9 protein-coding genes and 2 pseudogenes are annotated in these 16,254 nt (G+C 39.0%); 9 read left to right on the forward strand and 2 right to left on the reverse strand.

Annotation, left to right across the window (positions count from 1 at the left end):
- Positions 1 to 205, forward strand: a pseudogene (locus HT698_RS10430) (hypothetical protein); the annotation flags it as partial.
- A 134-nt stretch (positions 206 to 339) separates the two neighbouring features.
- Here HT698_RS10430 and queA read toward each other — a convergent pair.
- The gene (queA, locus tag HT698_RS09430) at positions 340 to 1,368 is read right to left on the reverse strand and encodes a tRNA preQ1(34) S-adenosylmethionine ribosyltransferase-isomerase QueA (protein WP_057487667.1); all 1,029 of its coding nucleotides are present in this window, start codon (positions 1,366 to 1,368) and stop codon (positions 340 to 342) included.
- Between the two features lie 150 nt (positions 1,369 to 1,518).
- Here queA and HT698_RS09435 point away from each other — a divergent pair, with 150 nt between their 5' ends.
- The 6 genes and pseudogenes from HT698_RS09435 to HT698_RS09460 all read left to right on the forward strand — a co-directional run bounded on the left by HT698_RS09435 (position 1,519) and on the right by HT698_RS09460 (position 5,177).
- The gene (locus tag HT698_RS09435; protein ID WP_173218699.1) at positions 1,519 to 2,226 is read left to right on the forward strand and encodes a glucosamine-6-phosphate deaminase; all 708 of its coding nucleotides are present in this window, start codon (positions 1,519 to 1,521) and stop codon (positions 2,224 to 2,226) included.
- A 139-nt stretch (positions 2,227 to 2,365) separates the two neighbouring features.
- A complete protein-coding gene (gene rpsU / locus HT698_RS09440; RefSeq protein WP_000048054.1) occupies positions 2,366 to 2,542 on the forward strand; it encodes a 30S ribosomal protein S21 in 177 nt (58 codons plus the stop codon).
- A 129-nt stretch (positions 2,543 to 2,671) separates the two neighbouring features.
- Complete coding sequence (gene hprK, locus HT698_RS09445) at positions 2,672 to 3,607, forward strand: HPr(Ser) kinase/phosphatase (protein WP_173218701.1); 936 nt, start codon at positions 2,672 to 2,674, stop codon at positions 3,605 to 3,607.
- Positions 3,600 to 4,388, forward strand: coding sequence for a prolipoprotein diacylglyceryl transferase (gene lgt, locus HT698_RS09450; RefSeq protein WP_173218703.1), 789 nt, complete (start codon positions 3,600 to 3,602; stop codon positions 4,386 to 4,388). Before hprK ends, lgt begins: the two co-directional genes overlap by 8 nt.
- Positions 4,389 to 4,815: pseudogene (locus HT698_RS09455) on the forward strand (DUF948 domain-containing protein).
- Positions 4,788 to 5,177, forward strand: coding sequence for a YtxH domain-containing protein (locus tag HT698_RS09460; RefSeq protein ID WP_173218705.1), 390 nt, complete (start codon positions 4,788 to 4,790; stop codon positions 5,175 to 5,177). The pseudogene HT698_RS09455 and the gene HT698_RS09460 overlap by 28 nt, the downstream one beginning before the upstream one ends.
- A 245-nt stretch (positions 5,178 to 5,422) precedes the next feature.
- On the opposite strand, the gene HT698_RS09465 is transcribed toward HT698_RS09460, so the two are convergent.
- A complete protein-coding gene (locus tag HT698_RS09465; protein ID WP_173251753.1) occupies positions 5,423 to 5,575 on the reverse strand; it encodes a hypothetical protein in 153 nt (50 codons plus the stop codon).
- 89 nt (positions 5,576 to 5,664) lie between these two features.
- Between HT698_RS09465 and HT698_RS09470 the strand changes: the two genes are divergently transcribed.
- Complete coding sequence (locus HT698_RS09470) at positions 5,665 to 5,949, forward strand: YSIRK-type signal peptide-containing protein (RefSeq protein ID WP_173264405.1); 285 nt, start codon at positions 5,665 to 5,667, stop codon at positions 5,947 to 5,949.
- A 114-nt stretch (positions 5,950 to 6,063) separates the two neighbouring features.
- Positions 6,064 to 16,209, forward strand: coding sequence for an LPXTG cell wall anchor domain-containing protein (locus tag HT698_RS09475; RefSeq protein WP_173264407.1), 10,146 nt, complete (start codon positions 6,064 to 6,066; stop codon positions 16,207 to 16,209).
- Positions 16,210 to 16,254: the final 45 nt, after the last annotated feature.

Here is a 16,254-nt window from a genome sequence, read left to right on the forward strand (position 1 = left end):
AACTGACGAAGTCAGTAATCATACCTACGGCAAGGTGACGTTGACGCGGTTTGAAGAGATTTTTGAAGAGTATAAGTCTTTGATTTTGAGACTAAGGAGAGTCAGGGTCAAAGTAGTGAATGATTCTGAAACAACTCATAATACTCTCTTGAGAGGACAGATAAGAGTAACAAATATGGTGCTACTCATGTGTCTTGCATTTTGATTTACAAACAGCGAAGAAAATATAGGAAGCTGAAATAAAATATAGATGAATCAATTTGGAGAGCCAACGCAATCTGTTGTAGATATAATATCTTAGCGATTTATTGGTATTAGAAGATTTAGAGAAATTATTTCTCAATAAATAAACATGGCATCACCGAAACTGAAGAAGCGGTAGTGTTCTTGGATGGCATGGTGGTAGGCATCTAAGACTAATTCACGGCCTGCAAAGGCAGAAACCAACATGACCAGAGTTGATTTTGGCAGGTGGAAGTTGGTTGAGAAGGCATCCACGACCTTCCACTCATACCCAGGTTTGATAAAGATATTGGTCCAGCCAGAATCTGCTTGGATTTGCCCATCAAACTTGGAACCAATAGTCTCCAAGGTGCGGATAGAAGTGGTTCCGACAGCGATGACGCGACCACCATTTTCCTTAACAGAGCGAAGGGTGGCAGCAGCTTCCTCAGAAAGTTGGTAGAATTCTGAGTGCATTTCGTGTTCGTCCAGATTGTCAACTGAAACGGGTCTAAAGGTTCCGAGTCCGACATGAAGAGTCAGATAAACCAGATGAACACCCTTAGCTTGGATTTCTGCCAGTAGTTCTTTGGTGAAATGAAGACCAGCAGTAGGTGCAGCAGCAGAGCCACTTTCCTTGGCGTAAACTGTTTGATAGCGTTCACGGTCATCCAGTTTTTCATGGATATAAGGCGGTAGCGGCATTTCACCCAGACTTTCCAAAACTTCTAGGAAAATTCCTTGGTATTCAAAGCGGACAATGCGGCCCCCGTGGGTCAATTCTTCCGTAACGACTGCGCTGAGGCGACCATCACCAAAGCTGACACGAGTGCCAACTTTGAGGCGTTTGGCAGGTTTTGCCAGGACTTCCCACTCATCTCCAGCAGTATTTTTGAGCAGGAGAAGTTCCACATGGCCTCCTGTTTCTTCCTTTTGACCATAGAGGCGGGCAGGGAGAACGCGGGTGTCGTTCATGACAAGGGCATCACCAGGTTCCAGCATATCAATAATAGAGTGGAAGTGTTTATCCTGCATTTCTCCCGTCTCACGATTGACGATGAGGAGTTTAGAGGAATCACGTTTTTCAAGGGGCGTTTGGGCAATCAATTCCTCGGGTAAGTGGAAATCAAAATCAGCTGTATTCATATATCTGTTCATTCTTTCTAAGTTCTAATCCTATCCATTATAACATGTTTCAAGTTTGGACGCTCTTTTTTTAGAAATTAAATCGTTTTCACTTGACAAAAATTGGTCTATACCATATAATAAATATAGATAGAAATGGAGGATGAAAAGATGAAAGTTATTAAAGTTGAAAACCAAATCGAAGGTGGAAAAGTTGCTTTTGAGATTTTGAAGGAAAAATTGGCCAACGGCGCTCAAACTCTAGGACTTGCGACAGGAAGCAGTCCACTTGAATTTTACAAGGAAATTGTTGAGAGTGACCTTGATTTTTCAAATCTAACCAGTGTCAACCTTGATGAGTATGTAGGCCTTGAAGGCGACAATCCTCAGTCTTATCGTCACTTCATGCAAGAAAACTTGTTCAACCAAAAACCATTTAAAGAAAGTTTCTTGCCTCGTGGTGTTAAGGACAATGCTGAAGCTGAAGTTGAACGCTACAACCAAATTTTGGCTGACCATCCAGTTGACCTGCAAATCTTGGGAATCGGTCGTAATGGACATATCGGATTTAATGAGCCTGGTACTCCATTTGACAGTCAAACGCATCTAGTAGAACTTGACCAGTCTACTATCGAAGCCAATGCGCGCTTCTTTGACAAGATTGAAGACGTCCCAACCCAAGCTATTTCAATGGGGATTAAAAACATTTTGGATGCCAAGTCTATTATTCTTTTTGCTTACGGTGAGTCGAAAGCAGAAGCCATTGCCGGAACAGTGTCTGGCCCAGTGACTGAGTCTCTACCAGCAAGTAGCTTGCAAAACCACCCTGATGTGACCATCATTGCAGATGCTGAAGCGCTCAGCTTACTTGAAAAATAAAAAAGCAATGTTCTATTGAACGCTTTCAACTCTTGTATAAATGGCAGAAAAAATCAAAATTAAATCGCATTTTTGCTTGACAATTATTCCTTTTACGTGTAGAATAAAATAGATATTGAACTTGAAGGGAGTGAAAAAAATGTCTAAAACAGTAGTACGTAAGAATGAATCTCTTGACGACGCACTTCGTCGTTTCAAACGTGCGGTTACTAAAGCTGGTACTCTTCAAGAAACACGCAAACGTGAATTCTATGAAAAACCTTCTGTAAAACGTAAACGTAAATCAGAAGCAGCTCGTAAACGTAAAAAATTCTAATTGAAATGAAAGGCTAGAGAAATCTAGTCCTTTTTCTTTTAAATAAATACTACAAAGCCTGCAAAAATCTCAAATATCCTCTTACAATTTGATATAATAGTAAAAAGAACTCGATTGAAGGAGGAAATGATGTCGGTTTTAGTAAAAGAAGTGATTGAAAAGCTTAGACTAGACATTGTCTATGGCGAACCAGAATTGCTTGAAAAGGAAATCAATATAGCGGATATTACGCGACCTGGTCTTGAAATGACAGGCTATTTTGACTACTATACGCCAGAGCGGATCCAGCTCTTAGGGATGAAGGAGTGGTCTTATCTGATCAGCATGCCTTCTAACAGCCGTTATGAAGTTTTGAAAAAAATGTTTCTACCTGAGACACCAGCGGTCATTGTGGCCCGTGGTTTGGTGGTTCCTGAGGAGATGTTAAAGGCAGCCAGAGAATGTAAGATTGCCATTTTAACCAGCCGTACAGCTACTAGTCGTTTGTCTGGAGAGTTATCTAGCTATCTGGATTCTCGTTTGGCAGAACGTACCAGTGTACACGGTGTCTTGATGGATATCTATGGGATGGGTGTCTTGATTCAGGGCGATAGTGGAATTGGTAAGAGCGAGACAGGTCTTGAGCTTGTCAAACGTGGTCACCGCTTGGTAGCTGATGACCGGGTCGATATCTTTGCCAAGGATGAGATTACTCTCTGGGGTGAACCAGCTGAAATTTTGAAACACTTGATTGAAATTCGTGGGGTTGGGATTATCGATGTTATGAGTCTCTACGGTGCCAGTGCTGTCAAGGATTCTTCACAGGTTCAGCTGGCTGTTTATTTGGAAAATTACGATACGCATAAGACTTTTGATCGTCTTGGAAACAATGCAGAGGAATTAGAAATTTCTGGCGTATCTATTCCTCGTATTCGTATTCCAGTTAAAACAGGTCGTAATATTTCTGTCGTGATTGAGGCAGCTGCCATGAATTATCGTGCCAAGGAAATGGGCTTTGATGCGACCCGTTTGTTCGAAGAACGCTTGACAAGTCTCATCGCTCGAAATGAGGTGCAAAATGCTTGATCCAATTGCTATTCAACTAGGCCCCCTAGCCATTCGTTGGTATGCCTTATGTATTGTGACAGGCTTGATTCTTGCGGTTTATTTGACCATGAAAGAAGCGCCTAGAAAGAAGATCATACCAGACGATATTTTAGATTTTATCTTGATAGCCTTTCCCTTGGCTATTTTAGGAGCTCGTCTCTACTATGTCATTTTCCGTTTGGATTATTATAGTCAGAATTTGGGAGAGATTTTTGCCATTTGGAATGGTGGTTTGGCCATTTACGGTGGTTTGATAACTGGCGCTATTGTGCTCTATATCTTTGCTGATCGCAAACTCATCAATACTTGGGATTTTCTAGACATTGCAGCGCCTAGCGTCATGATTGCCCAAAGTTTGGGTCGCTGGGGTAATTTCTTTAACCAAGAAGCCTATGGTGCAGCGGTGGATAATCTGGATTATCTACCTAGCTTCATCCGTGACCAGATGTATATTGAGGGGAGCTACCGTCAGCCGACCTTCCTTTATGAGTCCCTATGGAATCTACTTGGATTTGCCTTGATTCTGATTTTTAGACGAAAATGGAAAAGTCTCAGACGAGGTCATATCACTGCTTTCTACTTGATTTGGTATGGTTTCGGTCGTATGGTTATTGAAGGCATGCGAACAGATAGTCTCATGTTCTTTGGTCTTCGAGTGTCTCAATGGCTATCAGTTGTCCTTATTGGTCTTGGTATTTTTATCATTCTATATCAAAATCGAAAGAAGGCCCCTTACTATGTTACAGAGGAGGAAAACTAAATGTTAGAAGTTGCATATATTCTTGTCGCCCTAGCTTTGATTGTCTTTTTGGTCTATCTAATCATTACTGTACAAAAGCTTGGCCGTGTTATTGACGAAACAGAGCAGACGATTAAAACCTTGACTTCAGATGTGGATGTGACCTTGCATCACACCAATGAATTACTGGCTAAGGTCAATGTCTTGGCAGATGATATCAATGTCAAGATGGCAACGATTGATCCACTCTTCACTGCAGTTGCCGACTTATCTGTATCCGTATCAGATCTCAATGGTCAAGCGCGTGTCTTGAGCAAGAAAGCTTCATCAGCTGGTTCAAAAACACTCAAGACTGGGGCAAGTTTGTCAGCTCTTCGTCTTGCAAGTAAATTTTTCAAAAAATAAAAAAGGAGAATCCTTATGGGTAAACTATCCTCAATCCTTTTAGGAACCGTTTCAGGTGCAGCTCTTGCCTTGTTTTTAACAAGTGACAAGGGCAAACAAGTTCGCAGTCAGGCTCAAGATTTTCTAGATGATTTGCGAGAAGATCCAGAGTATGCCAAGGAGCAGGTCTGTGAAAAACTAACAGAAGTTAAGAAGCAAGCTACAGATTTTGTTCTTAAAACCAAAGAACAGGTTGAGTCAGGTGAAATCACTGTGGACAGTATACTTGCTCAAGCTAAATCCTATGCTTTTCAAGCGACAGAAGCCTCAAAAAATCAATTAAATAATCTCAAGGAGCAATGGCAAGAAAAAGCCGAAGCTCTTGATGACTCAGAAGAGATTGTGATTGATATAACAGAAGAATAAAAGAAATAGTAACTATTCTAGGTCCTATAAACTCTCTAGTGGATTATACCTCTATAGAGCTTATAGGTTTTTTTATGTGGATAAAACCTTAAATAAAAGAAATTTAATGATTTTTGAAAGTAGATAAGTATAATCTACTTTTTTGTGAATAGAGTTGCTTTTAAAAAATATCAACATATTCACAATGTTATACTTAAATATACAATATTTCTCGAATTTTAAAGAATATAAGGCAAAATATTTGATTAAGTATGTAGAAAATAGTATAATTTAGCTGTGATAGCTGTGATAGCTGTGATAGCTGTGATAGCTGTGATAGCTGTGATAGCTGTGATAGCTGTGATAGCTGTGATAGCTGTGATAGCTGTGATAGCTGTGATGTTATTTGCTAATAGCAATCATCATAGTGATTTTTGTAGCTTAACTCTTTTTAAGGAGTTGAAGTTATAAAGATTGCTTTTTTATTATATTTTCCTTAGGAGGAGAAATGGAACATAAAAATAAGTCATTCAGTCGAATGAAACGTCATCAGAGTGACAAGGTTTTGCGCTATTCTATTCGTAAATATAGCTTTGGTGCGGCTTCAGTAGCTGTAGCAGCACTGATGTTTTTAGGTACGCATGCCGTTAGTGCGGATGTGATAGATGATAAAAACCAATCTGTCATAGGCGCACCGAATCCAAATGAGGAGGAATCGCCTCTGGTAGTGCCTGGTAAAACAGAAAAAATTGAGGAAACCAAGGAAACTGAAAAAGTTGAGGTAGCCAAGTAATCTGAGAAAAGAGAAGAACCAGTTAAAAATCCAGAAGCCGTAGAAACTAACTCTCTAAATAACGGCACATCTACTAGCGCCATAACTGCAACTAAAGATGCTGGTGCTGATAAAGTGGCAGAGAAACAAACATTAGATAAGTCTCAGTTACAAGCTAGTATCACAAACGTTCAAGAACTCTTGGATAAAGTCAACAAAGAAAAAGCTCCAGCTTCAACTCTTGCTGCAATCCAAGCAGATTTAGAAGCAGCTAATAGTGTGCTTAATAACAATAGTCTTGGGTTAACACAAGCTGAAGTAGATGCAGCAGCTAAAACGCTTAGCGATAAATTGTTTATATTATCTTCAATGTCTAAGATTGGCACTCCTGAAAAAGTAGTAAAAGAAGGAGAAAATACGATTGCTAATACTGGGTCTCGTGATTCACGGAATGGCGAAACCATGGAAGAAGGATCTGATCTTCGCTCAGCACCTATTGATAAAAATACCAAACGTGGTGAGTTAGGAATCGTTGTAGCCAACTCTGGATTTATTACAGGATATGCAACGCCATCTTCAACAATTGAGATTAAAAGAAATGGCACAACTGTATTGACTTCTACACTAGACGATACTGGAGCTTTTAAATTAAATGCCTCAGGTATTGAAGTTGGAGATGTTGTTGAATTAGTGGTTAATGGACAGACTGTTACTACTACCACAGTAAAACAAACAGATACAGTAGCTTTTAATGATAGTTTAGCAGGAATTGCACAAGTTGATGGATATACTGCAGCAGAAGCAGATGTTGAGGTAACTGTTGGCGGAAAAACATATACGACTAGATCACAATCAAATGGATACTTCACAGTTAATGTTGATACGAAATTGATGGTAAAAGATGCAGTTGTTACAACTGTTATCAAAAAGAATGGGAAAGAAGTAGGTTCTGGAACAAGTACAGTACGTGACACGAAAGTAACAGACTTTGGTGTTGGTTGGATTAAAAATCCAATGATTAACTATTCAGAGCGTGATGTGTACTCGCCAGATACGAAACAATATGCCTTTGTAAGTGTAGGAACTGCTGATAAAGCCTACGATAATATTCGTGTGTATCGTGAAGAGCGTATCGAAAAAGATGGGAATAAATATTATTACTGGATCTTAGATTCAGGTCCAGCGGCAAATGCTCAGGCAGGATTGTCTAAGAAAGTTTCACTTACGATCCCTCGTAGTGTAGGAGATCCGTATGACTTTACGTATACAAAATATGCTGATGGTGTTCAGTACTCTCATAATGAATATCCCAATGCAACAGCTTGGGAGCATGAAAACTCTAATTATCGTGCTTATGTAAAAAATGGAGAACGTCGTTCAGGAACTTCTTACACAGAAAATTTAGGTTCTTGGATGGATTATGCTAATCCAGATAATAACTGGTGGAGAAATATTTATCGTGACTCTAGAAAAGATGGTACCGATCGAAATCCAGATGCAGCTTCTCGTGTAAAAGATATGTACGGTATTACAACGGGTGGTCTGATTTACAACCTTGGTAGAGGTGTTATTGAAGACAAACTGAACGTAAAAAAAGGTCAACGTACGATTATCACTTTTAAAACAAAAATTCTTGAAGGGGATGAGCTAGATCAAAGCATTATGTCAGATTGGGGGAATAAAGATAAAAATAACCCAATGCTTGCTGATATTAAAAAACGTTTAGCGAACGATCCATACTTAGCATATGGTGGATATACAGACCTTGGTTATGTTCGATACAGAAATGGTCAAAATGCCATTATCGGTACCTTACCACTGAAACCTGAAGAAGCAGAAAGATATAATATTAAACCAAGAGCTAAGGAACAAAGTACTAAAGTAGGCGTTATTCCAGATGCTTACAATAGTATTGCGAATCCAAATGAATTACCTGCGGGTACCACATATCGTTGGTTTAAAGATCCAGATGTATCAAGACCTACAGCACCAAATGCACCTGTGTATGGTAAAGTGGAAGTCATTATTCCAGAACGTGGAACATCTATTGTTGATGCACCTATTCATGTTACAGAGGATAAGGCAAAAACACCAGAAGCTCCATCAGCAACAGCAAAAGAAGATGGATCTGTAACAGCTAAACCGCAAGATTCAACGAAAGTAGATAAAATTAAAGTTAGCTACACAGGAGAAGATGGTTCTAATAAGACGGCTGAAGGAAATAAAGGTGGAAATGGAACGTGGACTGTTACGGGTAATCCAGACGTTCAAATCGATGCAAGTACTGGTGAAATCACAATCCCAGCTGATAAAGTCAAAGATAATACAGAAGTAACAGCAGTTACAACAAATGGAAACAGTGATGAATCAGCTCCAGCCAAAGCAACTGCAAAAGCACCAAAACCAGAAAAACCAATCTTAACTGCACCAAACACTGGTGATGTAACAGCAAAACCACAAGATTCAGCTAAAGCAGATAAAATTACGGTTACTTATAAAGACGAAGATGGAACAAATGTAACGGTAGTAGGTAATAAAGGAAATGATAACACATGGACTATTGAGAATAATCCAGGTGTAACTATTGATGCAAATACAGGTGCAATCACAATTCCAGCTGACAAGGTGAGAGATAATACCGTAGTAACAGCCATCACAAAAAATGGCAATAGTGTTGACTCAGATCCTGCATCAGAAACTGCAAAAGCACCAAAACCAGCAACTCCAACAGTAGTAGCAAAAGAAGATGGATCTGTAACAGCAAAACCACAAGACCCTGAAAAAGCAGATAAAATAACGGTTACTTATACAGGAGAAGATGATTCACCAAAAACAGTAGTAGGAACGAAAGACAAATTTGGTCAATGGACTTCAGATGATACAGAAATCAAAATCAATGCAGACACAGGTGAAATTACAATCCCTGCTGAAAAAGTAAAAAATGAAACAGTTGTAAAAGCTATCACGAAAAACGGAACGAGTGATGATTCAGATCCTGCAACAGACAAGGCGAAAACACCAGATAATGAACCACCTATTTTAACACTATCTGCTAACAACCTAAAAGTAGTAGAAGGCGAAACTATAACATTTAGAGTAAAAGCAAAAGATGATAAAAATGTTACTTTTGAAGCGACTGAATTTTTAGCTAAATATTTTAAGAGGTACAATGTTGGAACAACAGGAGTAGTGTCGTCTAGATATGTGAAAAATACAGAAAAAGAAAAAGAAATAGAGATTACAATTAATACTATAGCTGAAGATGTTGGTAAACAAAATACAATTATATTTAACGCAACAGATGATGCAGGAAATAAAGCTACACCAGTGATTTTCTCATTTGATGTAACACCACGTGATAGAACAGCACCAACGATTTCAGCTAATGGAGCTACAGTTACAAATCGTGAGGAAATTATACCAATTCCAGTAACAGCTACAGATAACGATGGTGGAGTTGGAATGCGTGAAAATACTCCAATCGAAGTAAAAGACTTACCAGATGGATTGAAATTTGAAAATAATCAAATCGTAGGAACTCCAACTGGAGCCTCAGGAGTAACAAAAGTAACGATTACAGCTTATGATAAGAATGATAATAAGGCTGAAAAAACAATTGAAATTGTAGTTAAAGGACAAAATGACAAGTATAACCCAGTAGGAATCAATCGAACAGTTCCTAAAAACTCAACACCTAACGCAGAAGATAGTATTGGAAACAAACAAGATTTGCCACAAGGAACAAAATATCATTGGTTAACGCCACCAGATACGAGCCAAGGTGGACAAACTGTCTCGGCAGTTGTTGTGGTAGAGTATCCAGATAAAACAACAGATAACGTTAGTGTAAATATTAGTGTACCTACGAATTTGACAGCAGAAGTTACGAAACCAAATGAAGTTTTGGAGAAACGTGCAGTTGACTCTAAAAAAGTTGTCACACCAAATAAAGAGGGTTCAACGATTGCAACGCCAGATGAAGTGAATGGATTAACAGTTAATGGAGAAGGTAAATTAACAGGAACGCCAAAAGTAGAAAATTGGGGCAAAGACGAAGAAAAACGTGCTATCACAATTCCAGTTAAAGTTACGAATGGAAACGAAGAAATCACAGTAAGCGTACCAGTTACAATTTTACGTGATACGGATGGAGATGGAGAACCAGACACTACAGATCCAGATGATGACGGTGACAAAATTACGGATGAGGAAGAAAAGGCAAAGGGAACAGATCCAAAGATTTTTGATAAACCAGACAAGCCAACCTCATATGGTCTAACAGGAGCAGTAAAACCATCTACTGTTACTGAGAATAAACAAGTGACTGAACCAGGAGTTGTTACACCAAATAAGACAGGATCAACGATTGAAACACCAGCTTCTGTAAATGGATTAACCGTTGATAATAATGGAAGTTTAACAGGAACTCCAAAAGTAGACTCTTGGGGTGAAGGTGAAGAAGAACGTGATATTACTATCCCAGTAAAAGTTAAGAAGGATTCGGAAGAAGCTAATGTAAGTGTACCGGTTAAAATCCAACGCGATACAGACGGAGATGGCAATCCAGATGTGACAGATACAGATGATGATAACGATGGAATTTCAGATGACGATGAAAAGAGAAATGGAACAGATCCAAAAGTAGCAAATGGTCTGACAGGAATCGTTACAGCTCCAGCTAAAGTGAAAGAAAAAACTCCAGTACCGACGACTTTACCAAAAGTTGTAACGCCAAATAAAGAAGGTTCAACAATTACAACAGAAAATCCAGTAAATGAATTGAAAGTGAATGGAGAAGGTAAATTAGAAGGAACACCAACCGTAAATGATTGGGTTGGCGGAGAAGAAGAACGTAATATCACAATTCCTGTTAAAATTACGAGAGAAAAAGAAGGAACTCCAAAAGAGGAAGTTACGGTACATGTTCCAGTGACAATCCAACGTGATACAGATAACGATGGAACTCCGGACGTTGACGATTTAGATGATGATAACGATGGAATTTCAGATGAAGATGAAAAGAATAATGGAACAGATTCAAAAACTGCAGACGGACTAAGTGTGAAAGTTACAAAACCGAATGTAGTGCTGGAGAAAAAAGAAGTTACTCCAAAAGAAGTTGTCACTCCAAATAAAAAAGATGCAACAATTACTACAACTACGCCAGAAGTGAACGGTCTGACAGTTAATGGAGAAGGTAAATTAACAGGAACTCCAACAGTGGACAATTGGGGCGATGATGAAGAAAAAACTATCAACATTCCGGTTACAGTAACGAGAAAGAAAGATGGTAAAGAAAATGTTATAGAAACTGTTGCCGTTAAAGTTCCAGTAACAATCCAACGTGATACAGATGGAGATGGAACACCAGACGTTTTAGATACAGATGATGATAATGATGGAATTCCAGATGAAGTAGAGAAAAGTAATGGAACAAATCCAAAAGTTCCTGATAATCTAACAGCAATAGTTGCTTCACCAACTAAAGTTAAAGAGAAAAAACCAGTAACTCCAACAAAAGTTGTCACACCGAATATGCCAAATTCAGCAATTACGACAGAAAATCCAATGAATGGCTTGAAAGTCAATAATGAAGGTAACTTAGAAGGAACACCGTCAGTAGATAATTGGAAAAAAGACGAAGAAGAACGTCATATCTTAATTCCGGTTAAAGTAAAAAATGGTGATAAAGAAATCATAGTAAAAGTTCCAGTCACAATCCAACGTGATACAGATAATGATGGAATCCCAGATTCAGAAGACACAGATGATGATAACGATGGAATCCCAGACACTGTAGAGGATACAAACGGAACAGATCCAAAAGCTGCAAATGATTTAGAAGTAGCAGTTACAAATCCAGACAAAGTGAAGGAGAAACAACCAGTTACTCCAATAAAAGTTGTAACTCCAAATAAAGAAGGTTCAACGATTGTAACAAACGCCCCAAATGGAACAGTGAACGGACTAAAAGTCAATGATAAAGGCGAACTGGAAGGAATCCCAACAGTAAATGATTGGGATAAAGAGGAAGAAGAACGCCCTATCGACATTCCGGTTAAAGTTACTAAAGTTGTAGAAAAATTCACAGAAAATGGTAAAGAAGAAGTAACGGAAGAAAAAGACGTAACAGTTCGAGTAACAATCCAACGTGACACAGATGGAGACGGAGATCCAGATGTTACAGATACAGATGATGATAACGATGGAATTCCAGATGAAGTTGAAAAAGCAAATGGAACAGATCCGAAAAATGCAAACAACCTAACTGCAAAAGTTTCAGATCCAACTAAAGTTACAGAGAAGAAACCAGTTCCTTCAACATTAGCGAAAGTTGTCACACCGAATAAAGACGGTTCAACAATTACAACAGAAAACCCAGTAAATGGATTAAGTGTTGATAAAGATGGTAAATTAACAGGAACACCGAGCGTAACTAATTGGGGTAGTGATGAAGAACGTAAAATCAACATTCCAGTTAAAGTTAAGAATGGTGATGAGGAAATTCGAGTAGAAGTTCCAGTTATTATTCAACGTGATACAGATGGAGATGGAGATCCAGATGTGACAGATAAAGATGATGATAATGATGGAATTTCAGATGAAGAAGAAAAGAAAAACGGAACAGATCCAAAAGTTGCTACAACACAAACTCCTGTGGAAATAACTATTACACGTGAGAAAAATGGAGACGCAATTGTTACACCGAAAAAACCAGACGGAAAACCGTACCCTAAAGATACGAAGGTAGAAATTCCAGGTGAAAATGGAACAACAATAGTAGTAACGATAGGAGAAGAAGGTTTTGGAACAGTGCCAAATGATCAACTTCCAAAAACAGAAGTACCAGGACAAGGTGTCGTAACAGAACCAAATAAAGAACCATCAAAACCAGTAGATGTAACAACACCAGCGCGTAAGACACCAACGGTAGAGTTAACTCAAAACCCAAGCACAGGAGATGTTACAGTAACACCGAAGAAAATAGATGGCTCAAACTATCCTACAGGAACTACTGTAACAATCCCAGGCAAAGATGGAAAAACGATTGATGTAGTAATCGGTGAAAATGGTTCAGGTACAGTTGCAAATGGTGATTTACCAGAAAGAGATGTACCAGGAACAGCTATCATTACAGAACCAAATCAAAAACCATCAGAACCAGTGGATATTACAACACCAGCTAAAAAGGTACCAACATTACAATTAGATCAAGATCCAAAAACTGGAGATGTAACAGTAACACCGAAAAAACCAGATGGAACAACATATCCATCAGGAACTAAGGTAGAAATTCCAGGGAAAAACGGAAATCCAATCACTGTAACAATTGGAAAAGATGGTACAGGAAAAGTTCCTAATAATGATTTACCAGAAACAGATACTCCAGGAACAGGTAAGATTAAAGAAGATGGCAAAGCAGAGGTAGAAATTAAGGTAGAAACACCGAAAAAAATTGACCCTACTGCGCCAGAAACGGCAGAATTAGGTACAATTGAAATCACAAGAAAACCAAATGGAGATGCTGTAGTTACACCTAAGACCACAGATGGAAAAAATTATCCTAAAGATACTAAAGTGAAAATTCCAGGAGAAAATGGAACAAGCATCGTAGTAACAATAGGAGAAAATGGTTCAGGAGAAGTACCGAATGACCAACTTCCAAAATATGAAGTACCAGGAAAAGGAACAGTAACAGAACCGAATAAAAAACCATCACAGCCAGTTGCTGTAACAACACCAGCTCGTAAGAAACCAACAGTGGAAATGGGACAAAATCCAAATACTGGAGATGTCACAGTAACGCCTAAGAAACCAGATGGAACACTATATCCAGAAAATACTAAGGTAGAAATTCCAGGAAAAGATGGAAAAACTATTGAAGTAACACTTGACAAAGATGGCAAAGGTACAGTTCCTAATAATGATTTACCTGATGAGGATACTCCAGGAATAGGTAAGATTAAAGAAGATGGTAAACCTGAGATAGATGTTAAGGTAGAAACACCGAAAAAAATCAATCCAAATCATCCAGCTACAGAACAACCAACTGAAATTGACATCACAAGAAAACCAAATGGAGATGCGATTGTTACACCTAAGAAACCAGATGGAACACCATATCAAGCAGGAACGACTGTGAAAATTCCAGGAGAAAATGGAACACCTATTGTTGTGACAATCGGAAAAGATGGTTTTGGATTAGTTCCGAATGACAAACTTCCAAAAGATGAAGTGCCAGGAAAAGGAATAGTAACAGAGCCAGGAGCTAGACCGTCACAACCAGTGGATGTGATAACGCCTGCTCGTAAGCCGTCAACTATACGTTTGGATCAAGATCCAAAAACTGGAGATGTAACAGTGATTCCTATGAAGCCAGGTGGAGGAACATATCCACCAGGAACTAAGGTCGAAATACCAGGTAAAAATGGTAATCCAATTGTAGTAGAAATCGGACAAGGTGGAACAGGAACAGTTCCAAATAACGACTTACCAGATGGAAATGTACCTGGAACAGGTAAGATTACAGAACCAGGAAAACCAACTACGGAAGCTCAGGTGCTAACGCCAGGTAAAATCAATCCAATCGCTCCTCAAACAGACCAATCAGGTAAGATTGAAATTACAAGAAATCCAAATGGAGATGCAGTAGTTACACCTAAGAAACCAGATGGCTCAACATATCCATCAGGAACTAAGGTTGTGATTCCAGGAGAAAATGGAACATCTATTATTGTAACGATTGGAGATAACGGCTCAGGAACAGTTCCAAATGATAAACTTCCAAAAGAAGCTGTCACAGGAAAAGGAATTGTAACAGAGCCGAATAAGAAACCGTCACAACCAGTAGCTGTAACGACACCTGCTCGTAAGACTCCAACAGTAGAGCTGACACAAGATCCAGCTACAGGAAATGTCACCGTCACACCGAAAAAACCAGATGGAACAACATATCCACCAGGAACTACGGTAGAAATTCCAGGGAAAGATGGCAAGCCAATCGTTGTACCAATCGGAAATGATGGAACAGGAACAGTTCCAAATAATGATTTACCTGATGAAGATACTCCAGGAACAGGTAGGATTAAGGAACCAGGTAAGACAACAGTTGAAGTTAAGGTAGAAACACCGAAAAAAATTGATCCTACTGCGCCAGAAACGGCAGAATTAGGTACAATTGAAATCACAATAAAACCAAATGGAGATGCAGTCGTCACACCGAAGAAGAAAACAGATAAAACAACGTATCCGGAAGGTAGTAGGGTGAAAATTCCAGGAGAAAATGGAACATCTATAGTAGTGACAATTGGAAAAGATGGCTCAGGAACAGTTCCAAATGACCAACTTCCAAAAGAAGCTAAACCAGGAAAAGGAACCGTAACAGAACCAGGTAAGAAACCATCTAATCCGGTGGATGTAACAACCCCAGCTCGTAAGACACCAACAGTAGAGTTGAATCAAGATCCAAATACAGGGGATGTGACGGTAACACCTAAGAAACCAGATGGAACACTATATCCAGAAAATACTAAGGTAGAAATACCAGGTAAGAATGGTAAACCTATCGTCGTAATAATTGGAAAAGACGGAAAAGGAACTATACCTAATAAAGATTTACCAGATGGAATAGAACCAGGAAAAGGAACGATTACTGAACCAGGAAAAGATCCTGTAGAAGTAATTGTAACAACCCCAGCCCGTAAGATACCAACACTAGATGTTTATCAAGATCCAAATACAGGTGACGTTACAGTAACGCCTAAGAAACCAGATGGTTCAACATATCCACCAGGAACGAAGGTAGAAATTCCAGGTAAGAATGGCACACCAATTGTCGTAATAATTGGACAAGACGGAAAAGCTACAATACCAAACAGTGAATTACCAGACGGTAAAGTTCCAGGTACAGGTAAGATTACTGAACCAGGTCAACCAGCTGTAGAAGTTCCAGTAGAAACTCCAGCTAAGGTAACACCAGCAACACCAACAGATACAAATCCAGTTGCACCAGTGACACCTGATACGCCAGTCAAACCTTCTACTGATGGAGATTCTGGTCAAGATACACCTACACCAACTAGTCCAACTCCAAATGCAGTTACTCCAAATGCAGATCAGGTAGATACTAAGACTACTGTTGATAAAGGAGCTAAGTCAAATGATTCTCAAAATGTATTGCCAAATACAGGAACAGAATCAAATGCGACTCTTGCATCTCTAGGACTTCTTGGTATGCTAGGCGGTCTCGGACTTGCTCTTAGAAAGAAAAAAGAAGACTAAAATAAAAATTTAGTCAAATGAACATTCATTCTTTTGTGTTTTAAC

The organism is Streptococcus sp. 3109 (assembly GCF_013276905.1).
Lineage (GTDB): Bacteria > Bacillota > Bacilli > Lactobacillales > Streptococcaceae > Streptococcus.

Bases quoted from the DNA above. Each gene is read 5' to 3' on its own strand.
- lgt (WP_173218703.1), top strand. From the start codon at position 3,600: ATGCTTGATCCAATTGCTATTCAACTAGGCCCCCTAGCCATTCGTTGG.
- HT698_RS09460 (WP_173218705.1), top strand. From the start codon at position 4,788: ATGGGTAAACTATCCTCAATCCTTTTAGGAACCGTTTCAGGTGCAGCT.
- rpsU (WP_000048054.1), top strand. From the start codon at position 2,366: ATGTCTAAAACAGTAGTACGTAAGAATGAATCTCTTGACGACGCACTT.
- HT698_RS09470 (WP_173264405.1), top strand. From the start codon at position 5,665: ATGGAACATAAAAATAAGTCATTCAGTCGAATGAAACGTCATCAGAGT.
- hprK (WP_173218701.1), top strand. From the start codon at position 2,672: ATGTCGGTTTTAGTAAAAGAAGTGATTGAAAAGCTTAGACTAGACATT.
- HT698_RS09435 (WP_173218699.1), top strand. From the start codon at position 1,519: ATGAAAGTTATTAAAGTTGAAAACCAAATCGAAGGTGGAAAAGTTGCT.
- queA (WP_057487667.1), bottom strand. From the start codon at position 1,368: ATGAATACAGCTGATTTTGATTTCCACTTACCCGAGGAATTGATTGCC.